General features: G+C 41.1%; 23 protein-coding genes. 3 read left to right on the forward strand and 20 right to left on the reverse strand.

Annotated elements, in window-relative coordinates:
- Window positions 1–9: 9 nt before the first annotated feature.
- The 15 genes from IGI54_RS13375 to IGI54_RS13445 form a co-directional block, all read right to left on the reverse strand.
- Window positions 10–372 carry a MoaF-related domain-containing protein gene (locus tag IGI54_RS13375; protein ID WP_216429975.1) on the reverse strand — a complete coding sequence of 121 codons (363 nt, stop codon included), beginning with the start codon at window positions 370–372 and terminating at the stop codon, window positions 10–12.
- A 120-nt stretch (window positions 373–492) separates the two neighbouring features.
- The gene (locus IGI54_RS13380; protein WP_430621945.1) at window positions 493–1278 is read right to left on the reverse strand and encodes a DUF4931 domain-containing protein; all 786 of its coding nucleotides are present in this window, start codon (window positions 1276–1278) and stop codon (window positions 493–495) included.
- Window positions 1279–1374: 96 nt separating this feature from the next.
- Entirely contained in the window at window positions 1375–1863 is a 489-nt protein-coding gene (locus IGI54_RS13385) for a GNAT family N-acetyltransferase (RefSeq protein WP_379947383.1), read from the reverse strand.
- A gap of 6 nt (window positions 1864–1869) precedes the next feature.
- A complete protein-coding gene (locus IGI54_RS13390; protein ID WP_430621992.1) occupies window positions 1870–2328 on the reverse strand; it encodes a MarR family winged helix-turn-helix transcriptional regulator in 459 nt (152 codons plus the stop codon).
- A 128-nt stretch (window positions 2329–2456) separates the two neighbouring features.
- A complete protein-coding gene (gene pnuC / locus IGI54_RS13395; RefSeq protein ID WP_313631502.1) occupies window positions 2457–3200 on the reverse strand; it encodes a nicotinamide riboside transporter PnuC in 744 nt (247 codons plus the stop codon).
- Between the two features lie 54 nt (window positions 3201–3254).
- Window positions 3255–3962: a deoxynucleoside kinase gene (locus IGI54_RS13400; protein WP_430621946.1), complete on the reverse strand. Its 708-nt coding sequence runs from the start codon at window positions 3960–3962 to the stop codon at window positions 3255–3257.
- Window positions 3963–4184: 222 nt separating this feature from the next.
- Complete coding sequence (locus IGI54_RS13405; protein WP_430621947.1) at window positions 4185–5399, reverse strand: MFS transporter; 1215 nt, start codon at window positions 5397–5399, stop codon at window positions 4185–4187.
- Between the two features lie 3 nt (window positions 5400–5402).
- Complete coding sequence (locus IGI54_RS13410; protein WP_430621948.1) at window positions 5403–6575, reverse strand: M20 metallopeptidase family protein; 1173 nt, start codon at window positions 6573–6575, stop codon at window positions 5403–5405.
- Between the two features lie 190 nt (window positions 6576–6765).
- Entirely contained in the window at window positions 6766–7134 is a 369-nt protein-coding gene (gene dhaM / locus IGI54_RS13415) for a dihydroxyacetone kinase phosphoryl donor subunit DhaM (RefSeq protein ID WP_216429968.1), read from the reverse strand.
- Window positions 7127–7705, reverse strand: coding sequence for a dihydroxyacetone kinase subunit DhaL (gene dhaL, locus IGI54_RS13420; RefSeq protein ID WP_071862496.1), 579 nt, complete (start codon window positions 7703–7705; stop codon window positions 7127–7129). Before dhaL ends, dhaM begins: the two co-directional genes overlap by 8 nt.
- Before the next feature lie 73 nt (window positions 7706–7778).
- Complete coding sequence (gene dhaK, locus IGI54_RS13425; RefSeq protein WP_430621949.1) at window positions 7779–8762, reverse strand: dihydroxyacetone kinase subunit DhaK; 984 nt, start codon at window positions 8760–8762, stop codon at window positions 7779–7781.
- A 72-nt stretch (window positions 8763–8834) separates the two neighbouring features.
- Entirely contained in the window at window positions 8835–9557 is a 723-nt protein-coding gene (locus IGI54_RS13430; protein WP_071862494.1) for an MIP/aquaporin family protein, read from the reverse strand.
- A gap of 134 nt (window positions 9558–9691) precedes the next feature.
- Window positions 9692–11203: a glycerol kinase GlpK gene (gene glpK, locus IGI54_RS13435; protein WP_430621950.1), complete on the reverse strand. Its 1512-nt coding sequence runs from the start codon at window positions 11201–11203 to the stop codon at window positions 9692–9694.
- 21 nt (window positions 11204–11224) lie between these two features.
- Window positions 11225–13006 carry a type 1 glycerol-3-phosphate oxidase gene (gene glpO, locus IGI54_RS13440; RefSeq protein WP_430621951.1) on the reverse strand — a complete coding sequence of 594 codons (1782 nt, stop codon included), beginning with the start codon at window positions 13004–13006 and terminating at the stop codon, window positions 11225–11227.
- A gap of 596 nt (window positions 13007–13602) precedes the next feature.
- Window positions 13603–15399: a heavy metal translocating P-type ATPase gene (locus tag IGI54_RS13445; RefSeq protein WP_430621952.1), complete on the reverse strand. Its 1797-nt coding sequence runs from the start codon at window positions 15397–15399 to the stop codon at window positions 13603–13605.
- A gap of 269 nt (window positions 15400–15668) precedes the next feature.
- Here IGI54_RS13445 and IGI54_RS13450 point away from each other — a divergent pair, with 269 nt between their 5' ends.
- Complete coding sequence (locus IGI54_RS13450) at window positions 15669–16658, forward strand: aldo/keto reductase (protein ID WP_430621953.1); 990 nt, start codon at window positions 15669–15671, stop codon at window positions 16656–16658.
- Between the two features lie 52 nt (window positions 16659–16710).
- Here the strand turns inward: IGI54_RS13450 and IGI54_RS13455 are convergent, their stop codons facing one another.
- On the reverse strand, window positions 16711–17718 hold the full coding sequence (locus IGI54_RS13455; RefSeq protein WP_430621954.1) for an LPXTG cell wall anchor domain-containing protein: 1008 nt from the start codon (window positions 17716–17718) through the stop codon (window positions 16711–16713).
- Window positions 17719–17894: 176 nt separating this feature from the next.
- On the opposite strand from IGI54_RS13455, the gene IGI54_RS13460 reads away from it, so the two are divergent.
- Window positions 17895–19439, forward strand: a complete 1545-nt coding sequence (locus IGI54_RS13460) for a helix-turn-helix domain-containing protein (RefSeq protein ID WP_430621955.1) — start codon at window positions 17895–17897, stop codon at window positions 19437–19439.
- A 34-nt stretch (window positions 19440–19473) separates the two neighbouring features.
- Here the strand turns inward: IGI54_RS13460 and IGI54_RS13465 are convergent, their stop codons facing one another.
- Window positions 19474–20364, reverse strand: a complete 891-nt coding sequence (locus tag IGI54_RS13465; RefSeq protein ID WP_430621956.1) for a glycosyltransferase family 8 protein — start codon at window positions 20362–20364, stop codon at window positions 19474–19476.
- Entirely contained in the window at window positions 20361–21215 is an 855-nt protein-coding gene (locus tag IGI54_RS13470; protein ID WP_313631491.1) for a glycosyltransferase family 8 protein, read from the reverse strand. Before IGI54_RS13470 ends, IGI54_RS13465 begins: the two co-directional genes overlap by 4 nt.
- Window positions 21216–21506: 291 nt before the next feature.
- On the opposite strand from IGI54_RS13470, the gene IGI54_RS13475 reads away from it, so the two are divergent.
- Window positions 21507–22316, forward strand: a complete 810-nt coding sequence (locus tag IGI54_RS13475; protein WP_430621957.1) for a Cof-type HAD-IIB family hydrolase — start codon at window positions 21507–21509, stop codon at window positions 22314–22316.
- Window positions 22317–22370: 54 nt separating this feature from the next.
- On the opposite strand, the gene IGI54_RS13480 is transcribed toward IGI54_RS13475, so the two are convergent.
- A complete protein-coding gene (locus IGI54_RS13480; RefSeq protein WP_430621958.1) occupies window positions 22371–23342 on the reverse strand; it encodes a Gfo/Idh/MocA family protein in 972 nt (323 codons plus the stop codon).
- Window positions 23343–23355: 13 nt separating this feature from the next.
- Complete coding sequence (locus IGI54_RS13485; protein ID WP_430621959.1) at window positions 23356–24375, reverse strand: Gfo/Idh/MocA family oxidoreductase; 1020 nt, start codon at window positions 24373–24375, stop codon at window positions 23356–23358.
- Window positions 24376–24501 lie beyond the last annotated feature (126 nt).

Raw genomic sequence — 24501 nt, forward strand, 5'->3', positions numbered from 1 at the left:
GCGTTACTTCTATATTACTGCCAAGTCAGGCTCACCATTTTCTAAAATAAAATGGAACGGCCCTTCATGGATAAAGGGTCTCCGACCACCACGATAACTGTCATCTGTAAACGTCATAAAGCTTTTCACGAAATGATTGACCGTGTCTAACGTATAAGAAACACATAAACCAGATTCCTCGACCCAATCAATCGAAAAAATCCCGCTAGGATAAGACTCAATGTGAATCGTTTCGACATCGGTAGCCCCGGCATCAGCTTCCCGTGTCGAGGTCCAGCGCATTTTATGATCCGCTAAGAAATCCAGCCGAAATTCTAACCCGGAATCAAATTTTACTGTTGCTATCTTGCCTTCTAATGGATGGTTTTTCATCTATACACCTGCTTTATCTGGAATAGTACTGCTTACTATTTAGCATACAGGGTTCCTCACTAAATTATATAATTTTTAGAAAGATTTCATTTAATTAATCCGCTTACACGGCGATTTTACTCAGCTTCTAACCCGCAAAAAAGTCCGAAATTCTTCACCGATCGTCGCTAAGTGCGCATCACTAAAATTCTGAGCCAAACGATAGCCGACGAAATAAGGTGAATCAACAAAGCGGGGCACGATTTTAGCAATTAGTTTCCCTGCTCGTTCAAAGAAAAAGAGATTAAAACTGTCACAACGGCCGTGGTGATAATGATTCAAGACAAAGACCACAATTTTTTGCAGATAATCCGCAAAAGCATCCGTATCTTGTCCTGATTCCATCAGCAAATTGATCTCTAGAAAGCCCATTGTCGGAAATTTGGAGAAATTGATCGTTACATCAGCATCCTTTAAAACCCTAATCCCTACAAAATTCTTTGCTTGAACATTGCGCTCGCCATCCATTTCTTCCAAGCCAACGATCTGCATATGTGGATGCTTCAAGGAGCCACCAGACAAAGGGCCGTGATTTTTATAAAATAAGACCGAACGGTAACGGTGATCAGCTTTCATTTGCTGCCAACAGCTTAGGGCGAAACGGATCAAATCACGATTTTCTTGCTGTTTATAAGTGGAAATATCGCCGTTATGATCCTTGCTTTCAATAATCAACGTTTGATTGGTATGTTTCAGCGTTGGAAATTTATTTTTGATCCACAGAAAGTTTCCTTCCTGCTTCAAAACATTCTCCGTCTCCTGATAATCGCAAAATGGGCAGCCGACTGTTTCTGCCTGCATATGCATCGGTTTGCCTTGTGCTGCTACATGAGAAAAAATCAGCGGTGTCTCGTTCTCTTCCATCATTACAAAACTCCTTCATTCAGACCTTATTTATCCAGTATAACAAAAAGAAGACCGCTCGCCGTCTTCTTCTGTTCGTATTTGAATTTTGATCTACTCTTACGTCAGATCCTTCTTAAAAAAGACCGTATCCACATCCATCAAATGATAGTCCTGAGGCATTTCTGCTTTTTCCCACAGTTCAAAGCCATTCTTCTTATAAAATTTTTGCGCGGCTTTCAAGACATCGACCGTCCCTAAATATAACCGTTCATATCCTTGCTCCTTACAATAGGAAATCAATGTGTCTAATAATTTTTTTCCGACTTGTTTTTCTCCTCGATATTCTTTAGCCGCGAACATTTTTTTAATCGCGCCGTTATGATCTTGCAAGGCGACTAAAGCAATTGTCCCTACGACTTTGCCATCTGCCAGCGCGATCCAGAAATTACCACCGGTCTCGATATATTCTTCCTTAATGTTTAATAAATCTGGTTGATCTTTGATACTGATGTCGATCCCGAATTCTTCCTGTTGGATCGGTAAAATCAACTCAACTACCTGTGAAGTATACTGCTCTTCAAAGGGAATGATCGTTACTTCTGACATTTCCACTCACTCCTGTTCTTCTTCATCGATCTCTAATTCATTAGGAACGACTTTGTACAAAATTTTCTCGACAGTCACCATCGCCGCCACTAATGTTTCAAAATCTTGCTTGTCCAAGGGATCTAAGAGCTCGATCACTTTTCTATCCGACTGCTCTTCCACATATTCATTCAATTTCTGTCCTGACTCGGTCAAATAAAGACACATACTGCGGCTGTCCTCGGGATTTTTTTCCTTGAAAACATAGTGATCGCGTTCTAATTTACTCAATTTACGACTTAAATAACTTTTTTTGATGTTCAAATATTTAGTCAGCATATTGGCAGTGATACTAGGGTGCCGACCGATTTCCCCTAAGATCCGCATTTCAATCATGGAATAATCCAAATCAAAGACTGTTTGATCAAAAACACCCATGATTCTCGTGTAATAGCGATTGAACCGTCTGACATCGTGGGTATCCACCAAAACTCGCGCCCTTTCAAAATAGTTTACTTTGTCAACTAAATTGAGTATAAAACCGGTAGTTTACTTTGTCAACTAAATCAGTTGCAAAAAAGCCTAACAATAAATCGTTAGGCTTTTTTCATAGTTTAATGACTCAAATGATAATATTCGTCTTCCATCTTCTGCATTCTTGCCCGTTCTTTCTTGTTGTACCAAGGTGAAACGGTAAAGGCCAAGACATCATTGATCAGATAGACCGAGCTGTTGACGAACATCGCCAGACTAGCTGAGCCGTGGGTAAATGAAATATACCAAAGGACCATTTGCGCCAGGCCAGACGCCAACCACCAATAATATTGATTGTTGTAGCGCAAGAAGCTGATGATGCCCGCACTTAGACTGATTGAAAAGGCGATGGCATCGATCCAAGGCCGAGGATCATCCGTGAAGCGTTGGATCAAATAACCCGAAACAAAGTACATCAGAACGGTACAAATAATAGCGACGATCCATGTTTTTCCAGTAAACTTGCGAATTTTTGACGCCATGTTGCTGTTCCATTCTTTACTTAATAGAACCGGAATATCCAATGTGATCATGTAAGCGATCTGTTCGCCAATACTTAGATAATTTTTAGCTGAAAAACCGACATAGATAAAACAAATCGCAGAGATAATCCCTAACACACCGTTCACTGATTTCGCAGCATTGATAGAAAGAATACATAGCACACCTAAAGTAGTTCCAATAAAAGTAACCACTGTCAGTAAATTGATCGGTTGATTGACTAAGGTCATGATCTGACAACCGAGGCTGAAGAAAAATAAATAATAATTTTGCTGTGGCCAGCCTTTTAGTTGATGCAATAAAAATTTGAAATAATTTAACATAATTAGCTCCTTCTAAAAACGGTCGTTCTTTTAAATTTCATAAAAAGAGAAATACTAAAAAATTCCTTTTTCAATATTTCTGTGTGAATAATAGCTTGATTCTTTCAATCCTGTTTGATTTAATTTGTCTGTTTCTTCTTTGATTTGTTGGATCACTAGCTCCGCCGCCTGCGGATCAGTGACAAAATCATAGCGGTCACCATCGATTTGAATCTTGGGACAAAGATCAAAGTTGTCGTACCACTCTTCGTAACGATCGTTAACCATTTTATAATAGTCATACAGCTCCGGCTTAGCCGAAATTTGTTCGTAATCTCGCCCGCGTTTTTCGATCCGTTCCAGCATCACATCAAAAGATACTTTGATATGAACCAATAGATCCGGACGTTTTTTGGGTGCCATCAACTCCAGTTCCTTCAACATCGTATCCAAGAGATTATCGTATTGCAACACTTCCTCTTGGCTGACCCGTCCAAGGTCGGCGTTCAAATGAAAGAGCAGGCTATCTTCGTAGATCGAACGATCCAAAACATTATCCGCCTGCTTCAAGGCGTCTTTCATCGCCAAAAAGCGTTTATTTAAAAAGAAAATTTGTAATAGAAACGTATATTTTTCCGGATTCGAGTAAAACAGCGGCAGAACTTCGTTATCATCCACATTTTCATAAAATGGCTTCGAATTCATTTCCTGCGACAGCATATCTGTCAGACTGCTTTTCCCGGCACCGATCGTACCAGCGATCAATAACATCGTTTCATCCATCCCTTCTCACTAAGATTGTTCTTTCAAATCCTTGATTATAGTACTCCTAAATTTTTTTGAAGTAAAGACTAGATTTTGTGTATTTTTAGTGTTATGAAAAAAAACAACACAATATATAGTGTTGTTGAAATACAAATAATGAAGGTGCTTTCTTATTTTTTAAAACAATTATTTATTCTATCACTGAAAAAAGCCATCATTTTCATGATGGCTTCAAACTCTTTATTTTTGACCTTCCAGCTCTCCAACAACTTGCTTACTATCTTTCGTTCGTATACTCAATGAGACAATTCCCGCTAAAACAAATACACATGCGATAAAACTGAAGGCTCCTCCATATGAACCGCTAGTTTGTACCAACCAGCCAATGATCATGGGAGCAAAAAAACCACCAGAGACGCCGATCGCGTTGATGATCGAATATTTCGTGGAGACTTCTCGTTCGGCGAATAATTTTACTGGTAAACTCATCAATGTTGCAAATCCGATGCTTGCAGCAGCGACAGCGATTGCTAAAAACAGCATACTTAAGACTAATGAGTGACTACGCGCTAGTAAAAAGGCTACCACTCCGCCACTGACAGAAGCGACTAAAATCACTTGCTTTTCTCGATCTTTAAAATAGCGTTCCATCATTGAGCCGGCAAACATGGCGCTAACCATCATTACTAAGCCAATCAATGCGCTCATCATTGCCATCGTGTTCATCGTTAACTGAAATTCGTCCACCAAATAAGAAGCAATCCAGCCCGTCATACCATAGACTGCGGCATTGATAAAGAAAGCTGCCAATACCATGATCCAAACATTCCGATCCTTGATGACTTCAGTAAAAGAAATGTTAGCTTGATTGGCGGTGACTAGTGGTTTTCCTTTGGACTTTGGAATCCCTTTGACCATTAGTAAACCAATCGCTAAAACGATCCCACCGTAAATAAAATAGGTCATTTTCCAACCAACGAGTGTTAGCAGTGGGGCCACTAACAGCGGTCCCACGATCCCGGCAAAGCCAGAAGAAGCGATCATGGAAGACTGGACCGAGCCTCGCTTAGTTGGCTCCACTTCTTTTGTGACAAAGGCACTTACCGCTGAAGGATAACCAGCATGAGCAAATGACCCGGCGGCAAAACGAATCACTAATAAATAAAGCAATGAAAAACCTAAGCCTAAGAAGATCATTAAGCAACCAATCAAAAGAATCGCAAAGGTCATGATCTTGCGACTACCGACCCGATTGCCTAAGAAGCCAAAGGGAATCTGAAACAAAGTATAGCCTAAGAAAAAGGCACTCAAGATCAAGCCCTTCTGCCCCGCGTCGATTCCTAAATCTTGCGCAATCGGTATGACGGACAAGCTGATAATATTTTTATCTAAATAAACACAGGTATAGCCTAGAAAAATTAGAATCAATGACCGATCCATTTTTGGTTTGCCCATCGGCTAATTCCTTTCTAAATAAGCGAGAGCGGCTTCGACATAGACTTTGGCACCCAATTCCATAATATTCTCACCTAAGACGATTTTAGGATTATGCAGCATCAGCTCTGTATCGGCTGCGGTGATCAGTAAAGTTGTCGTCGGAATCTGATGGCTGATTTCACCAAAATCTTCACTACCCATTAACGGTGGCGCCACAATCGTTTCTGGGGCTTGATCCTCCGGAAAAACTTGTGCTAACCGCTCTTTAACGATTTCTGTCACGGTTGGATCGATCTCATTACTGCAGCAGCCATTCGTGAAATCAACCGAGATCTTCGCGCCAAAGGCTTGGCCAACTGCTTCGGAAATTTCTACCATTCTCTTTTTAATTTGTTGACGAACGTCCTCTTTCAAGGTCCGTAATGTCCCTTTCATATAGGCAGAGTTAGGAATAACATTGGAAGAACCAGGGGTACCGCCGACAAATTCACCGATGGTTAACACAAAGCGTTCGGCTGAACTGATTTCTCGTGCTGAAAGAGTCTGCAATGCATCGTAAATTTTAGTCGCGACATTAATCGGATCGATCGAATACTCTGGCATTGAACCATGACTACCGACGCCTCCCACCTTAATTTCATACCAATCTGCGCTAGCCATAAAGGTGCCAGCAGGAGCAGTAAAAATCTTGTTGACTGGTTGTCCTTTAAACGGAAAAACGTGCATCATCGCGCCCGCGTCGACTTTGGGGTTTTCCAATAAACCATCTGCTAAACAGTCTTTGGCTCCTTGTAAAATTTCTTCACCAGGTTGGAAAAGTAATTTGACGACACCAGTCAGATCAGTTTCTTGCGCTTTTAATAATTTAGCGGCTCCCAGCAACATGGTAGTATGCATATCGTGTCCGCAGGCGTGCATTGCGCCATTTTCCGAGCGAAATGGCAAGTCTGTATCCTCAACCAATGGAAGCGCATCCATATCTCCGCGTAATAAAAAAACTTTTTCGCCTTGTCCCACAGTACAAGTGATTCCCATTGAGCCACAGGCTTGCGGTTCATAACCGTATTCTACTAACTTATCCCACACAAATTTTTTCGTGGCTGGTAATTCCATGCCGACCTCAGGATTTTGGTGTAAATGCCGACGAATTGCTACCAGCTCCCCTTGTAACGTTCTTTCTTTGATCATTTCCATTCTGATTCCCCCTTTTAAAAAAGCATAGCACAACTAGGAATTTAAAGTTGTTTATCTTTTGAAATGAAATATATAAAAAATGAAATTTTTTTGAATTTCTATTATTATAACGCAGAAAAAACGAGGAACCAGTTGATTTACAACTGACTCCTCGTTCTGTTAAAAAAATCCAAATACAACTAACGTGTTATTATTTAACTTTCAAACTGGCTAATTGATCCTCGATCATTTTTTCATCTGCATCTGCTGCTAACAAGGCACAAGCGGTATAGGCACTTTCAACAAAAGCAGTATCGAATAAAGTAACTTTTTTATCGGTCATTTCCATCGCCATTTCAAGGTTCATTTTGGCACTGCCCAGATCATAAAAAGCTAAAAGCTCATCGGCGGTATTTTCTTCAATCGCTTTTGAGATACGTTCCATCGACGTACCGATGCCGCCATCCTCTAAACCGCCTGCGGTCGTAACTGGTACGTCCTTCGCCACTTCGCCGATCAAACGCTTTAAACCCTCGGGCATTTCTTTGGTGTGTGATACTAAAATTACGCCTCTAGCCATTGATCACACCTGCCTCTAATAACGATTCAAAGAAATAGGCGGACGACATCGCACCAGGATCAATGTGTCCAATCGAGCGATCCCCGACATAAGATGCCCGACCTTTTGTCGCTTTAATGTCTTTGGTTTTTTCAACTAAAATTTCGATCGTTGCTGGATTTAATGTCCCATTATTTAAATTTTCCACCGCTGGAACCCAGAGATCCAACATCGTTTTTTCGCCTTCTGTTGAATTTCCCCGCTTTTTAATACCTTCAATTGCTGCCTTCAACAAAATCTCAGGATCATTCGATTCTTTACTGGCTTTCATCATTTCCATCATCGCGGTGCCGTAAAGTGGGCCTGAAGCGCCGCCAACTTTACTAATTAAAGCCATCGCTGTTGCCTTGAAAATATCCGGTAAGTCTCCAGAGAGGTCTGCCGCCATTACAGCATCCATGCCGCGGGCCATATTATTCCCGTGGTCGCCGTCACCAATTGGTGTATCTAATTCACTTAGATAGTCTTTCTTGTCTTGAATTTTTTGATTAAATAGTTCTAAGGTCTTTCGTAAATTATCTGGTGTAAACATAGTGCTCCTCCTTGAATACTTTTTTTGACAAACGATTGCTTTTAATTAGCGAACTGTTTGATCACAAAATAGGTTACCAAGCAATCGTATGAACAGGTTCGTTTAACAAACGTTGCCGTTCGTCGTCTAGTTTGATCATCGTAATGGATGCTCCCGCCATTTCAAGCGAGGTCATGTAGTTACCGACTTTACTGAAGGTTATTTCGACACCTTCATCAGCCAATATCTTTTTCGCGTCATTATAATAGATAAACAATTCCATTAATGGTGTCGCTCCCATACCATTAACGAACAAGCCATATTTATCTCCAGCTTGCCAGTTAAATTCACCTTTCAGCTTAGCGATGATCTCTTTGGCGATCTCTGCTGATGGTTTGATTTTTTCCCGACGGTAGCCAGGTTCGCCGTGGATACCGACACCAAACTCCATCTCATCCTCTGCCAATGTGAATCCCGGTTTGCCGACTTCCGGCACGGTCGCGCCTGATAAAGCGATCCCCACTGTCTTGATATCTTCTACCAAAGACTTGCCGTAGCTTGCCAACTCGGAAACAGATTTTCCTTCACGAGCCATACCACCTAAGATCTTGTGGACTAAAACTGTTCCCGCCACCCCACGGCGACCTTGCGTATACGTACTATCTTCGACTGCAATATCGTCATCTACTAAAACAGAATCCACTTCAATGTCGTCCATTGCCGCCAGATCCTTCGCCATATCAAAGTTCATCACGTCACCGGAATAGTTTTTGACGATCATTAAAGTTCCTTTGCCTTTGTTCGTCGCTTTGATGGCTTCATAGATTTGATCTGGTGTTGGCGAAGTAAAGACTTGGCCGCAGACTGCCGCACTCAACATCCCATCTCCGACAAAACCTGCATGAGAAGGCTCATGTCCGCTACCACCTCCACTGACTAAAGCCACTTGATCATAGTCATCATTTCGTGCAACTACGAGGGTTTCGGGAACTTGCGTCACATAGTCTGGGTATGCGCCGACTAATCCGCTGACCATCTCTTCCACGACATTCTTTGGATCATTGATAATTTTTTTCACTGATTCTTCCTCCCGTCACGTTTTTCTGAAAAATATACGAGGGTAATGGAAGCTTCCATTACCCTAAAAGGTTTAGATAGGCAATGCCATAAATAATAACGCTGCGATAATCCCACCGATAATTGGACCAACTACTGGTACCCAAGAATACCCCCAGTCGGAATCGCCTTTACCAGGGATTGGAAGGAAGGCATGAGCGATCCGCGGTCCTAAGTCCCGAGCCGGGTTGATCGCATATCCGGTCGTTCCACCAAGGGACAACCCGATAACTAAAATCAAGATACCTACTGCCATTGGGTTCAAACCATCGCCAAATTTACTCATACCGAAAGTCAATAACGCGAAAACTAATACAAAGGTTCCAATAATTTCACTGATTAAGTTAGCTCCTAGGCTACGAATCGCAGGACCAGTAGAGAACACGCCAAGAATCGCTGCTTGATCTTTGGTTTCTTTCCAATGTGGATAGTAATGAATAAAGACTAAAATTGCTCCGATGATGGCACCAATCATTTGACCTAAAATGTACGGAACTACCATATCCCAACCTATTTTTCCGGCAATCGCCATACCGATAGTCACCGCTGGATTCAAGTGAGCAAACGACATATAGCCTGCTGCATAGGCACCGATCGTTACTGCCGCGCCCCAGCCTAATGTGATTGCAATCCAGCCAGCACCTTCCGCCTTGGTTTTCCGTAAACTAACACCTGCAACGACTCCATCCCCTAATAGAACTAAGACCATCGTCCCAATAATTTCTCCAACTACTTGCGTCATCATGCTTGTATCCATTGACATCTCCTCCTGTATTCTTTTTATTGTATGTCAGTAGGCACAGTAAATAACTGCTTTATCTTCACTGCACCACTGACTTTCACTACTTTTTCCGCAAAGTCGCGGACAATTGTTTAAATCTAGGAGTTCACTTATTCTTTTTCTTTGGGTTGATGTTTGTATTGCATCGTTGCTTGGACTGCTTCTTGCCAACCAGCATAAAGATCTTCAGTGATTTCTTCATCCATTTCTGGATCGAAGCGTTGCCCGTCTGCAGCGAATTTTTTAATTTCGTCAATGTCTTTCCAATATCCAACAGCTAAACCAGCAAGGTAAGCTGCGCCTAGGGCAGTTGTTTCTAAATATGGTGCTCGTTCGACTGGTGTTTGCAAAATATCCGCTTGGAATTGCATCAACAAATCATTTTTTGAAGCGCCGCCGTCTACTCTCAATAATTTGATTTCTGTGTCAGAATCTTTCACCATCGTTTTAACAACATCGGCTGTTTGATAAGCCAATGATTCTAAGGTTGCCCGAATGAAATGTTCTTTGGTCGTTCCACGTGTCAATCCAAAGATTGCGCCGCGAGCTTCTTGATCCCAATAAGGCGCTCCTAAGCCAGTAAAGGCTGGAACCATATAAACATTTTCAGAGCTGTCGACCCGTTTTGCATACTTTTCTGAATCTGGAGCATTTGTAAACATCCGTAACCCGTCACGCAACCATTGGATCGCAGAACCTGCCACAAAAATACTTCCTTCTAATGCGTAGGTTACTTTTCCATCGATACCATAGCCGATCGTTGTCAATAACCCATTCTCGGAAAGAATTGGTTTTTCACCAGTATTCATTACGATAAAGGCCCCGGTTCCATAGGTATTTTTTACCATCCCTTTGTCAAAAGCTAATTGTCCAACTAAGGCCGCTTGCTGATCTCCGGCCATGCCGGCGATTGGTACGTTGTTTCCATAGAAGTGATAGTCTTCGGTTTTGCCATAAACCTCGGAGTTTGATTTTACTTCTGGTAAAATTTCTTTTGGAATATCTAATAAATCCAGAATCTCTTGATCCCATTCCAAATCATAAATATTGAACATCATCGTCCGACTGGCATTGGTATAATCCGTTACGTGCACTTTGCCGCCGGTTAATTTCCAAACTAACCATGTATCGATCGTTCCAAATAACAGCTCACCTTTTTTAGCTTTTTCGCGAGACCCTTCCACTTTATCTAAGATCCATTTTACTTTCGTTGCTGAGAAATAGGAATCAATCAGTAGACCGGTTTTTTTCTGGATCATGTCTTGATGACCTTGTTTTTTCAAGTCATTGGCAATATCGTTGGTTTGTTTCGATTGCCAGACAATCGCGTTATAGATTGGATGACCGGATTCTTTTTCCCAAATGACGGTCGTTTCACGTTGGTTGGTAATCCCGATTCCTTCGATTTGGCTAGGTTTCAATCCACTTTCGATTAAAGCGCCCGCAATAACCGATTGAACGGAGTTCCAGATTTCATTGGCGTCGTGTTCGACCCAGCCTGGTTTTGGAAAGTGCTGTGTAAATTCCTTTTGTGATGAGCTGACTTCTTTGCCGGCTTTGTTAAAGATGATCGCCCTTGATGAAGTCGTTCCTTGATCGATTGACATGATGTATGATTCCATGTTTCCACTCCCTTTATACATTTATTTTTTTTGTTGCTCTTTTAAATCCGTTAATTGGGTTTCACGAATCTGCTGATCCAATTCTTTTTGATATTGCTCTTTTAAATGGTCATCCCAATCAAGGAACTTCGCCATCGCTTCAACCACCGCATCTTTAATTTCCATCAAGCGATGACTGATAAATAGCATGTAATTCGTCCGACGCAATAAGTAATCCACCGGCGTCAAAGTCATCTCCGCCTCCATCGCGTAGCGCAGTGACATTGATTCGGCTAATGACAAGCCGTCGAAGCTGCCTTGATCTTTCAAATCAAAAACTTTTTCTGCATTTGAGCCATATAGCTCCGCGATAAAGTTTGCATCGGCCTGATTTAATCCGATTTCCTGTCCCTTTTTCGCAATTTTTTCCAATTCGCTTTCGACATTGGCTGGATCGAGCTTACCGCCAGAGACTGCGTAATGTTTTGAATCTACCAGCTCCACATCACGATCTAAGATAGAAGCAATTTTTTTCATGGCTTCCGCCGACATCAAGCGATAATCCGTCAGCTTACCACCGGATAAGATCAACAAACCATCTTCGGCAACGGTTAGATCACTGCCACGGGAGACGGCAGAAGGATTGTCCTTCGGCTCTTCTTTAGCTGCTTGAGTAATGGTTTTTTCTACGGCTGGTCGTGATTGCTTACCATTTTTATAATCGTTTGCCGCCTGAATGATCTTCTCAAAGTTTTCGTCGCTGATTTTTTCTTTTTTCGTTCCATTGTAATCACCGGAAGCATCACTGATTAACGGACGCAAGCCGGCCCAAGAAGCTTCAATATCGTCAATAGTCAAATCCACCTCAGGATAACGATGATTGACCACTTTCAATAAGTAATCGACATCTGCCTGTTCCACTGTCGGATGATCAAAATCACCTTGATAATCAGTGTCAGTCGTTCCAAAATATGTTTTGCTTTCCCGTGGAATTACAAAAATCATTCGACCATCTTGTTCACCAGTATCAAAATAAGTCGGCTGCGGCACTTTTAGTTTTTCACCATCTACTACTAGATGCACTCCTTTAGTCGGTCGCATGTGTGGTTTGTGGTCGATTTTTTTGTCTAATTTTTTGACGATATCCGACCAGGGTCCCGCTGTATTAATGACTAATTGACTATCGATAGAAAAACTCTCTTCAGACAAAAGATCTTTTACTTTGACGCCGGAAACTTTTCCTTGATCATCATGTAAAATCTCTTCTACTTTGATGCGGCTGACCGCAATTGCGCTATCCTCTACTGCTCGTTTAATATTCTCAATCACTAACCGCGCATCGTTGTTACGATAATCTAAATAAACTCCGCCGCCTAGTAACCCTTGTGCTGCTAATTGCGGCTCCCGCTCTAAGATTTCTTCCTTACTTAACATGTAGTTCGCGTACTTCCCAGTCACATTAGCTAACTGATCGTAAAGATCCATCGCCACTTTGACTGAGAACATATTAAAAGTCGAACCCGGCTCATCGTAAATCGGTAAGATCATCGGATCTGCTTTGGGAATATGTGGCGCGATGCCTTGAATAATTGCTCGTTCACTGACTGTATCTGACACCACTTCCACATCGAAAGTTTTCAGATAGCGGATGCCGCCGTGAACCAATTTAGTTGAACGTGACGACGTTCCTTCCGCAAAATCCTGCATTTCCAATAACGCAACGGAAAGTCCTGAAGCAGCCGCCTGTAACGCTACGCCGGCTCCTGTGATTCCGCCACCGATGATTACTAAATCAAATGAATCATTGCTTAACTTTTCCATCATTTTGGATCGTTCTTTAAAAGAAAACACTTTTACGCACCTCACTTTTTACTTTAAAGGGTTCCTAAAACATTCAAATAAAAATTTTAAACGAACGCTTCCGGTTAAAACTTCCTCCTTCTTTCTAAACTTGTGATTATTTTTAAAGAGTACAGAATAAGTGTATCACAACGAAAAACGCTTTCAAACGATTTAGATTTAAAATAAAAATTACCTATTTTGACAAAACATTCCTGTTTTGCATGTGAAAAAGATTCCTAATCGCTCATTTTTATATTCCTTCCAATTTTTTTAATACAAACTAATTATTCGCTGTTTTTGAATAATCTGTTCGCTTTTCTTCTTTAATTTAGCCTATGAAAGGAAGCGCTTTAATAAAGAAATCACATTTAACTACACAACTTGTTACTTAAAGCCCTCATAAAATATTACGGAATCTAGTCTGAAAATCTTTGACAGAAAAAGAGGTTGGGACAGAAGTGTTCAGCTTCGAAAAATAAGACGGGATTTCCGAAGAAGCTACTTCTGGATCACCGTTTATCCGTAAATAGGGAGTTGGGATTATATTAATATCCCAGCTCCCTAGAATCATTCTTAAATTAACGATCCTTTCGCGCCCTTAACGCCGATAAAATTGAGATGGTATCAATGACTTCTTGCAGGGCGGCACCAAGTAATGCCGGGATGGCTCCTGTACTGGCAATCAACATTAGAATGACACAAATTACGATACCTATCAAAACAGATTGCTGGGCAATTCGCATGGTATCTTGTGATAAATGAACAGCCGTGGAGACTCGGCTCAGATCGTCCTTTAGAATCACAGCGTCGGCACTTTCACTGGCCGCCGATGAGCCGTGAGCCCCCATTGCGATACCAACATCCGCCACAGCCAACGCTGGCGCATCATTGACCCCATCACCTACCATGATTGCTGGACGATCCACTTCTTTTAATTCATTCAAGACTTGAATTTTTTCTTCCGGCAAACATTCTCCATGGACCTCTGAGATACCTACTTCTTTGGCAATTGTATTTGCGATAGAGGCATGATCGCCAGTCAACATAATTGTTTTTTGAATTCCCAGCGTGTTTAGTTCCTTGATCGTCGCAGCTGACTCTTTCCGCACAATATCAGCGAAAGTGATTGAGCCAATGTAGTGATGGTCGATGGCAACATACACGGCGGTTTGTTTAGTCCTTAACTCATTGGCTGATCCCGCAAAAGCTGCTTTCCCGACGCGAACATTTTTGCCATTGACTTGTGCCTCAATCCCTTGCCCAGTAATTTCTTCCAAGTTCGTCACTGGATACAAGGAAAGCTGTTGTTTTTTTGCATAGCTAACTAACGACCGAGCCAAAATATGACTTGATTCTTGTTCTCCACTAGCCGCATACTTAATTAGTTCATCTTCAGAATAATGAGAAGCTATTACTTGAATTTCTTCAACAGAAAGCTTGCCTTCAGTCAATGTCCCAGTCTTATCAAAGGCGATGCTCTTGGCTCGCGCCAGCTTCTCAATTGTCGTACCTGTTTTTACCACTATCCCATTCCGACTTGAACGACTCATTCCTGCAACCAATGCGACCGGTGCTGCTAAAATCAATGGACAAGGAGACGCTACGACTAATACTTCAGTGAATCGAACGGGATCTTTTGAAACAAACCAAGCGACTCCGCCAATCACATATGCAATCGCTGTAAAGGGGACTGCGTAACGATCAGCCAAACGCACAAAATGGGCTGGCTTAGCTTCTGATTCTTTGACTAATTTCACCAATGTCTGATACTGACTGTCCTTTGCGGCTTTGATTACTTTTAGTCGCAATGCGCCATCACCATTGACCGAGCCCGACATAATCTCGTCATTAAGCTTCTTTTCAACTGGTCTTGATTCTCCTGTCAGTGAGGATTCATCCACCAAAGATTCCCCAGCAATCACCCGACCATCCACCGGAACTAATTCTCCGGGTTTTACTAAAATGAGATCATCCACCTGAACCGCATCTACTTCAAGATCCTTAATCGTCTCCTGATCAATCCGATGAGCGATTTGCGGTGAATGATCCAAAAGAGCACGCAATTCGCGACTGGCTTGATGACTGGCATAATCTTCCAGACTATCTCCACCGGTCAACATGATCAAAACCATCAAGCTAGCCCAATACTCTCCGACTAATAAGGTAGCGATAATCGCCGTGATGGCTAATATATCAACTCCATATTTTCCTGAACGTAAGGTCTTTACCATTCCCATCAGCATGGTGATCGTCATAACGCCACCAACGATTGCAACCAGCCAATAAGCCAGACGATTTTGCTGGAAGCCAAATTCCAGAATCAACGCGACTAGCCCGATTATCATAGTTAACAAAAATTTTTTTACATTACTCATTCCAACGCCTCCATCTTGCTTCAAACTTAGCGTAGCACTGGAATTCCTTTAATGAAAACAAGAACCTTCAAACGAGAAAGAGAATCATTAACGAAGCCAGAACAAGCTTTTAGTCTCTTGAATTAATTTTATTTAACGATTCTGCTTAAAGAAAACTTTCAAGTTCTAATAAAAAGACTTTAGTTGTTTTTTTAGAAAAACAAGTATAAAACTACTTAGGTAACCGGTTTCCAAACTTGAGTTTAAATTAAATAATTGGAGGAATCTATATGTATCAAGCAAATGAACATCGCTATGAAAAAATGAGTTATCGCAGAGTCGCCAATACTGGCTTGGTTCTCCCTGCTGTTTCTTTAGGTTTGTGGCGTGGATTTGGTGATGAACGTCCTTTAAGCAATACCCGAAAAGTTCTTTTGGATGCTTTTGATAGCGGTATCAATCATTTTGATTTAGCGAATAATTATGGTCCCAAGCCTGGGAGTGCCGAATCTTCTTTTGGAGCAGTCTTTCAATCAGATTTGAAACCTTATCGCGATGAAATGATTGTCTCTTCTAAGGCAGGCTTTGACATGTGGCAAGGCCCTTATGGTTCTATGAGTTCAAAAAAACATTTAGTCGCTAGCATGGATCAAAGTTTAAAGCGAACCGGCTTGGATTATTTCGATATTTTTTATACTCATCGTCCCGATGAACAGACAAGTTTTGAAGAAACAGCTGATACACTTGATTTATTTATAAAACAAGGAAAAGCCTTATACATCGGTATTTCAAACTATTCAAAAGAACAAACAGAAAAAATGATCAGACTCTTCAAAGAGCGTCATACACCCTTTGTCATTCATCAAGTTTCTTATAACATGCTAAATCGAGAGGCTGAAGAAGGATTATTAGATGTTCTGCAGGAAAATGAATTAGGTGCGATCGCTTATGGGCCACTGGCGGAAGGCCTTTTGACTGATCGTAGCAGCCAGGAAATTCCCGCTGATTTCCCTGCTCATCGGACAAACAGCAGCCTGCTTGCTCCAGAAAATATCGCCTCAACTCAACAGAAATTACGTTCATTGAAAAAAATCGCGGATGCACGTGAACAAACACTTTCGCAGCTGGCCTTAGCCTGGTTATTAAAAGATCCAATCGTTGCCAGTGTAGTCATCGGTTCGACCAATATCGATCACGTCCACGATAATTTAGCGGCATTGCAGCATTTAGAGTTTAGTCAAAGTGAATTAAACGAAATCAAAACCATTCTGCATAGTTAAACCACAAAAAAGGTGTACTGAAAATTTTCAGTACACCTTTTTTGCTAACCGATTATTTAGTTCGTTTCAACAATAAAATTACCCCTAATAAACTAATCAATCCACCGGCGATCATAAATAAGCTTGTATCGCTTTCTCCGGTCTTTGGCAGTAAACTATAGCCGGATTGTTTAGCTTGTGAGCTAACTTTTTTTGATTTATTTACTGAAGAGCGCGGCGGTCTTGACTGATTTTCAGATCGTTTTTGGCTAGGCATGGAAGAGCTTTTAGTATCCTTTCGAGAGCTACTATTTGAATTTTCTCCGATATTGCTACTTGGTTCTGTAGTTGATTCCGTACTTGTGTTTGTGCTTGGTTCCGTGCTTGGTTCCGTGCTTGGGTCAGTACTTGGCTCCGTACTTGTGTCTGTGCTTGGCTCCGTGCTTGTGTCTGTACTTGGATCTATGCTGGTATCTGTGCTTGGTTCCGTGCTTGTGTCTGTACTTGGCTCCGTGCTTGTGTCTGTACTTGGCTCTGCACTGGTATCTGTCCGATGATCTCCGCTAGAATCGGTACTGCTGGTTGATCCACCATCATCTCCTTGAATGATCGTTTGACGCTGGCTATACGGCGTCAAATGATTTTTATCGGTAGGATTGTTGTCGGAAACTTTTACTGTAAACAAGCGTGACCCGCCTGCTGGAATTGGCTCCGTCAAAGTAACCGTAAATTTAAAACGCGCTTTCTTAGTGTCTGGATCGAAATAAATCGTATGATTATAATCAATCTGAATTCCTTGATCGACATTCTCAAAACTTACGACTGCTTGCTGGATTGCGGCATAATCACCTGAAAACGAAATCGTAGCCGAAACTTCGACTGGCGTTCCTACAGTTAATTTGGCTATACCTGAATTAAACTGCGAAAAATTATCGGTAAAATGAATGTTATTAACATTCCCCCAGCTTGCTTCACTTGCAATGACAGAGGGCTGGTTGATAGCATTTGCCTCAATCATACGGTAAGACACGGGCGTGACAGACAACAGTAAAGAGGCGGCAAGTAAATGTGATAATTTCAAAATGATTCTCCTTTTCATCTATGATCGTTTCAAGGATAAATCAAATAACAGTTACTATATTATGATTTTCTTGTGAAAAACGAATGTGTTTTAAATAATTTGGGAGCATATTTCTTTCTAAAAATCGCTTTCCTTCACTATACTAAGCAGTGAATAGATTGGTTAGGAGGATTTTGATGCAGACAAAGGAAGCAATCAAAACTTATTTATTAAGTCGAAAGGTTGGCAGTAAGCTGGCAGTATTCCAATATTTATTGAAATATCCCGCTTACCTTAGTCACAGCTATTTGATCAAAAATTGTCATATATCAGAGAATACGTTGACACTTTATTTAAAAGAATTAAATCAAGATCTGCAGCAAAAAGTCGCTCCTACAATCCGGGTTATTAGCCGACATGGTTTTACTGCCCTTGATCTATCTGGACTGGACAGCGCAGAATGCTATTACAAACTTTTAGGTGCTTATTGTAAAGAAGCAACGAATTATCGGATCGTGACTTCGTTGCTTAATCGCAAAGTGAATTCGATTGTCGCGCTCAGCCACGAAACCAATTTTAGTGTTCCATATCTTTATTCACGCATGAAGGAAATCGACCAATTTTTAGCACTCTTTGGGCTGGCGATTTCTTTTACTAAATCTGGGGAACGAAAGATTGTCGGAACAGAAATTCAGATTCAATATTGTTTAATCGATGTTTACTGGCGAATTTTTGCGAATACTGAACTGCCTTTTAGAGAAAAGGAAACATTGAATACTTTTCAGTTAGTTGACCACTATCTTGATTTTCATCTAGCTGATCGCTTAACCAGCGGCCAATTAGATAAAGTCGCCTTAGTGTTGATGTTGTGTACGGATAATTTTCCTTTCACGTCTTTTGAGACCGTAAAAACGAATATCGCAAAATACCCAAGTAATCGAATTTTTCTGCAGCCAGAGCTGGATTTCTTAAAATCTGATTTAGACCTCTGCGATGAGCAACGGATTATTTTAAATATCCTTCTGCGTTTGACTACCGCAAAAGTTGGGACTGATGAAGAAAATTATCGACATTACATCATCTTTCAAGAGAATCACTCACCCTTCTTCGATACTGCCAAAGATCTGGTCGATGCTTTAATGAAGCAATTTGATTTAGCGATTCCAGAAAACAAACAAGTCTTAGCGATTTTGAATATTTGCAGAAATCGTTTATTTAACACCTACCTCCATCCGGCTCAGCCGAATATGGTATTACCAAGTGTATCGATGCAGCAAGATGATCCAACCTTTCGTTCGTTTATGAAGCGGCTGCGGAAATTCTATCAAAAATTTGATCAAGAAAACCCACAATACTCAGCCGATTTGGAAAAGGAAAATGTCGATTGGATCATGGAAGATTTATTCCATCTTTATGACTGTTATCGCCAAATTGAACCTTTGAGGGTCGGTGTTAACTGTACCAGCAACTACTATGTCAGCGATGATATTATTGGGAAGATCCAACAAGTGTTTACTGATGATTTGCAGCTGCAAAAAAGTCAGATGGCGGAGTGTGACATCGTCATCAGTGATTGTCCTTTGCCTGATCTTGCTCCTGAGACCAAAAAAATCTACTTCATCGATGGTCTAGCAAATCGTGATAGTTTACAGCTGTTAATGGAAAGACTTGCTCAAGAAATCTTCGCTTTGAAAAATCAGCTGCCTACTGAAGTGACATCAAAAAACCGTTTGAAGCACTAGGCCTCAAACGGTTTTTCTCAAATCTTCATCGAGCTCATCCTGATTTTCTTTGAAAAAGATAGTTGGTCTTTTTCTTTTTACAAGCGAAACTTTCAGGGAATTCGGTTAATTCTGCGTACTTCTCATAATATTTCTTCGTTGGGGAAGTAAATTCTTTACTCCAGGGCTTGATATGACCAGAGTAGTGAATAATCTTCGGTTGTTTCCGAGTCTCAACATAGGCACGCTCCCCTTCTGGCCGAGGATTTTTGACTTCCTTTTGCATGATATAGCTTTGGGCATTCCATTTTGGATGAATCGGTAACCATTGATCATGCAAAATCGCGTTTAACGCATCTTGATCATGGAAACGCAATTTTTCAGGGTTTTCTTGAATGAATTTCAAGACACGGTTCGTCACGTCTTGTTCCAGCCATTTGTTGACATCAATCAACATGAAGCCGGAATTGAAGTAACGATAGGATTCGGTTTTGATTTTCATTTTTTCCAAACGATGGTGAAAACCGGCATCCTCTACCGCAGCTAAAATATTTCCCTTTAAATCCAATTGCCATAATTTAGAAGCATCCGTCAAGGCAATCATGTCACAATCTAAATACAACAAACGCTCGACACCTTTGCCACGGAATAACTGCGGAATCGCGATCCGGAAATAAGCTGTTTGGGGAATCCGGTCACTTTCGACAACATTTTCAAAATATTTTTTATCAATCGTCAAGAAATGCACAGAGGAATCAAAATCCTGTAGTGTCTCTCGCATCAATTTTTTATTAGCCATACTAATTTCATCATCGATCACGTAAAAATCATACTGACTCGCGTGTTTTGACCCATTTTCTAAGATCGATACAAACAGCGCCGAAACGTAAGGTGCGAATCCATCATTACAACTAGAAACGATGGTCATTTTATCTTGTTTACTCATCGTACATTCACCACTTTCTCGAAAACACTCTCTTGTAACACTTTCATGTAGGCATCTTGGAAAGGATGTCCAGTCAGTGTGTTCCACGGTTTATCGTGGCCGGTAAAATGAACGATTGCCGGATTTGCTCGACCTTCTGCGTATAATTTTTTATGATAAAGCGTTGGTGCGGGATGCTTATCGGTAATCAATGAGCTTTGCATATTCCAACGGGGATGAATTTGCGTCCAATCTTCGTACAATACAGCATTTAATGCATCTTGATCATGAAAAATAATTTTATCACTATTATTTTTTAAATAATCAATGGTCTTTTCTGTAATTTTTCGTTGGTTCCAACGTTTGATATCGATTACCATCACACCGGAATTAAAATAATAATCTTTCGAGTCAATCCCCAAGCGGGCCAAGGCTTTCGTTTGGCCAGGATCAATGATAGCTCCTATTGTTTTATTGTTCAAATCAGTTTGATAAAGTTTTGTGACGTCATCTAAAATAAACGTATCGGCATCAATATAGAGGATTCTTTCGTAACCAGAATTTTTGAACGTCTTCGGCAACGAAATACGATAATAGGCGGTAGTCGTGATGTGGTCGCTCACTAAAAAGTCTTTGTAAGTTTCTTTGTTAACAGTCATGAATTCAATGACCGCTTTAGTCGAATATAGTTGCACCGTTTGTTCCAATTTTCCTTTACTTTCCATTGATAAGTCATCATCAATGATATAAAAATGAATTGGGGTCATCCGATTGGTGTGTTCTAGCAACGTTCGGATCATTACGCTTAAGAAAGGAGCATAATTCTCATCAGATGCTGTCACGATTGGTAACTCTTTTTGGTTAGAAAACATACTATCTGCACTCCCTTATTTAGTTTTGTTCGTTTTCTTACTGTTTCTGAAACCAACATACGCCCCTGATTATGAATTTCCAAAGAAATTGCTTAAAGGTCTAGATATTTTTTAATAAAAATGATTAAAAAGCTTGATATACTTAACTTTTTTTGATAAATTCCAATTTTTTCTCTCAATCAGAAAAAATTGATGCTGTCTTGTCACCTACTTTTTCTAAGCGTATTAGTTTAAAAAGAGCCCCATTTGTTCTATGGTTAAATTAGAATACTTAATAAAGGAAGGGTTTCAATGAAACTGGCAGCAATTGATTTAGATGGAACATTATTAAATTCGCAAGGAGAAATTCCAGAGGAAAATCTCCAAGCATTACGGAAATTTGACGCTCAAGGTGGAATCGTCGTATTAGCCACCGGCCGTTCGATCCATTCAGCCACTGAAGCCTTTGCCAAACTGGCTATTAATGGCTACACCCTAGCCTCTAATGGCGCTTATGTCGCTCGAATCGAGCAAGGCGAGATTGCTGAAGTATTGAATGGTTTCACGATCCCTACAGCAATCGTCGAAACAACATTCGCCTTAGCAAAAGCAGAAAAAGTAACGGTCGTTGCTAGCCGGGCTGAAAAAGACGACCGGATCGTCTTTGATCCAGCTAGTGCTGAGGTCAACAGCCCTTACTATGCGCAATTCAAACTAGCGGACACTTCTCCCAAAGAACTGATTGAGCATCTGAAAAATGCCGACATCAGCTATTTCAAACTGGCTTTTAATAGTCCCGACGTCAAAAAGTTAGCCGCCTTACGTTCGGCTTTTAACGTAAAAAAAATCACCAGCACATACTCCGCCAAATATTGGCTGGAAGTCATGGCTGATGGCGTGAATAAAGGCGCAGCGTTGAAATTTTTATTGGACTATTTAAAGATCGCAAAATCCGAGATTATCGCTTTTGGTGATCAGGAGAATGACTTGGAAATGCTGCAATTTGCAGGTACTAGCATCGCCATGGAAAATGCGGTCACGTTGATTAGACAAACTGCCGCAAAAACCACCAGTAGTAATGATGAAGCCGGAGTAGCGGCAGTTATCAATACGTATCTTTAATCGTTGAAACGCAAAAAAGGAGCTGAGGCAAAGTTTTGCCCAACTCCTTTTTTCTTAGCCTAATTCTAAACCAGCTTTGGTCGAAGCTTCTTCCACGACTTTCATGACTGCCAAGCTATGATCCAGTTGCTCCGCGGCAAAAGTAAAATTCTTTTCGCGGATCACCGTATCAAATTTTTTGAACTCATCATACATCCGGTGATGTGTTGATTTTTCGGAGATCTTCTGCTCACTGCCTTTGTGCTGCAGCACGGTTTCAATAATGGTGCTGCTAGGGCTTTTCACAATAATCGTGCCGTCTTCTCCTTGGATCGTCGCATGACTTTCCGTGAAAGAATCTTTAGCTCCGATACACGCCGCCTTGAAAGAACCATAATCCAACATCAAGATACCCGAAGTATCGACCCCTTTTTGAATATTTCCATAATACTCAACGCCTTTTGGCAGGCCGAACAACCCTAAAACAAAATGGATATTATAAATATTGATGTCCATCAAGGCGCCGCCGCCAAATTTTGGATTGAAGGCCGGTAAGACCTCCCCTTTACGAAACGCATCATAGCGAGAAGAATATTGAGAATAGTTGCATTCGATCAAACGAACTTGACCGATTTCCGGCAACGCTTCTTTGATTTTTTGATAATTCGGTAAATATTGATTGGTAACGGCTTCGATCAAAATCAATTCTTTTTCCTCGGCGATTTCTTTCAATTCAGCTAGTTCGCCGTATTTCAAAGTAAAGGGCTTCTCACAAATCACATGTTTGCCAGCCAGCAGCGCTTGTTTGGCAAAACCATAATGCAAATGGTTTGGCACGGCGACATAGACCGTATCGATCTCAGACGTTAAAAAGTCTTCCGTCTTTGAAAAAGTCGCGCCGATCTTGTATTCCTCTTGCAATTTCTCGGCCTTAGGCACACTTCGTTCAGTGGATAAAATCGCTGATAGTTGGATCTCCGGAAGCTCCGCGGTCATTTTTAAAAATTCATTGACGATCATACCTGTTCCAATAATCCCTAGTTTCATCGTTTTCCCTCCATTATTTTTCTTCTAATGTAGCAATTCCCGTTTCTAAAATCTGCAGCTGCAAAATCGTTTCTTCGTCCTTGACGATTTTTTCCTGTCCATTGACGATGGCATCATAAACCCCTTGATAGATGCGGCTGTAATCGCCCACTTCGGAAACTACCTTCTCTTCATGATAGCCCGCCTCATCGACATAGGTCAAGAGCCCATAATGCTCAGGCAAATCAATCCCAAAATCCGCATGATTCGGTAAGTAGAACAACTTCAAATGTTCTTCCTGACGGTCTTTCGTCTGCTTCGTGAAAACACCTTTTTTGCCATAAACGACAAAGCTTGGTCGTTCTTTCAATCGGAAATAACTGGATTTCACCGACACCTTCAGCTTGCCATAATAAAAATCCAAGTCAAAATAATCATTCATCCGATCCTCACCCAGTAATTGCCGCACATCATAACGAATCTCATCCGGCTCACCAAAATAGCTCAAAACTTGGTCGATCGTATGACAACCATGTCCATACAAATAGCTGTCCTCTTTCGAAAAATGGGGCACATTTTCTGGTACTTCTGGACGAAAATAATCATAGTGCATCTCGATTTCGATCAAATCTCCCAGTTTGCCGCTTTCGATAATTTTTTGAACCGTTAGAAAATCCGAGTCAAAGCGACGATTCTGGTAGCATTGTAGAAACAAATTTTTGCTTTTGGCCAATTCAAAGAGTTCGACAGCTTCTTCAGACGTTTCAGTGAAAGGCTTCTCCACTAGGACATGTTTGCCTGCTTCCAACACTTTTTTGGTATACTCATAATGAAACTTCAAAGGTGTGGTGATCACCACTAAATCGACCGCTGGATCGTCCAAAATATCAGCTAGCTCTGTCGTATACTGAACTGCGGGTAAAGGGGCCCAATTTTGCCGGCCAGATGGCGAATAAATCGTTTTAATCTTAATTTTATCTACCAGTTTAGTAGCAAATGGGATGTGGTAGCGATTGGTGCTTTTGCCGTTGCCTAGATACGCGATAGTTAACATGAATCCGCCTGCTTTCTTCTATTTGATAGCTTCATTATAGCGAGAAAGCCCGGTGGAAAGGTTTATTTCAACAAATAAAAAAATAATGTTTACAAAAAAAGCCGTTAGCCTTCTTTTTGTAAACAT

The sequence above is a fragment of the Enterococcus sp. DIV0800 genome (genome assembly GCF_050559735.1).
Classification (GTDB): Bacteria; Bacillota; Bacilli; order Lactobacillales; family Enterococcaceae; genus Enterococcus_A; species Enterococcus_A devriesei.

Bases quoted from the DNA above. Each gene is read 5' to 3' on its own strand.
- IGI54_RS13475 (WP_430621957.1), top strand. From the start codon at position 21,507: ATGAAACTGGCAGCAATTGATTTAGATGGAACATTATTAAATTCGCAA.
- IGI54_RS13405 (WP_430621947.1), bottom strand. From the start codon at position 5,399: ATGGGCAAACCAAAAATGGATCGGTCATTGATTCTAATTTTTCTAGGC.
- IGI54_RS13450 (WP_430621953.1), top strand. From the start codon at position 15,669: ATGTATCAAGCAAATGAACATCGCTATGAAAAAATGAGTTATCGCAGA.
- IGI54_RS13445 (WP_430621952.1), bottom strand. From the start codon at position 15,399: ATGAGTAATGTAAAAAAATTTTTGTTAACTATGATAATCGGGCTAGTC.
- glpK (WP_430621950.1), bottom strand. From the start codon at position 11,203: ATGGAATCATACATCATGTCAATCGATCAAGGAACGACTTCATCAAGG.
- dhaL (WP_071862496.1), bottom strand. From the start codon at position 7,705: ATGTTTACACCAGATAATTTACGAAAGACCTTAGAACTATTTAATCAA.
- IGI54_RS13480 (WP_430621958.1), bottom strand. From the start codon at position 23,342: ATGAAACTAGGGATTATTGGAACAGGTATGATCGTCAATGAATTTTTA.
- IGI54_RS13400 (WP_430621946.1), bottom strand. From the start codon at position 3,962: ATGGATGAAACGATGTTATTGATCGCTGGTACGATCGGTGCCGGGAAA.
- IGI54_RS13375 (WP_216429975.1), bottom strand. From the start codon at position 372: ATGAAAAACCATCCATTAGAAGGCAAGATAGCAACAGTAAAATTTGAT.
- pnuC (WP_313631502.1), bottom strand. From the start codon at position 3,200: ATGTTAAATTATTTCAAATTTTTATTGCATCAACTAAAAGGCTGGCCA.
- IGI54_RS13470 (WP_313631491.1), bottom strand. From the start codon at position 21,215: ATGTTTTCTAACCAAAAAGAGTTACCAATCGTGACAGCATCTGATGAG.
- glpO (WP_430621951.1), bottom strand. From the start codon at position 13,006: ATGATGGAAAAGTTAAGCAATGATTCATTTGATTTAGTAATCATCGGT.
- IGI54_RS13485 (WP_430621959.1), bottom strand. From the start codon at position 24,375: ATGTTAACTATCGCGTATCTAGGCAACGGCAAAAGCACCAATCGCTAC.
- dhaM (WP_216429968.1), bottom strand. From the start codon at position 7,134: ATGGCTAGAGGCGTAATTTTAGTATCACACACCAAAGAAATGCCCGAG.
- IGI54_RS13385 (WP_379947383.1), bottom strand. From the start codon at position 1,863: ATGTCAGAAGTAACGATCATTCCCTTTGAAGAGCAGTATACTTCACAG.
- IGI54_RS13465 (WP_430621956.1), bottom strand. From the start codon at position 20,364: ATGAGTAAACAAGATAAAATGACCATCGTTTCTAGTTGTAATGATGGA.
- IGI54_RS13460 (WP_430621955.1), top strand. From the start codon at position 17,895: ATGCAGACAAAGGAAGCAATCAAAACTTATTTATTAAGTCGAAAGGTT.
- IGI54_RS13380 (WP_430621945.1), bottom strand. From the start codon at position 1,278: ATGATGGAAGAGAACGAGACACCGCTGATTTTTTCTCATGTAGCAGCA.
- IGI54_RS13430 (WP_071862494.1), bottom strand. From the start codon at position 9,557: ATGGATACAAGCATGATGACGCAAGTAGTTGGAGAAATTATTGGGACG.
- IGI54_RS13410 (WP_430621948.1), bottom strand. From the start codon at position 6,575: ATGGAAATGATCAAAGAAAGAACGTTACAAGGGGAGCTGGTAGCAATT.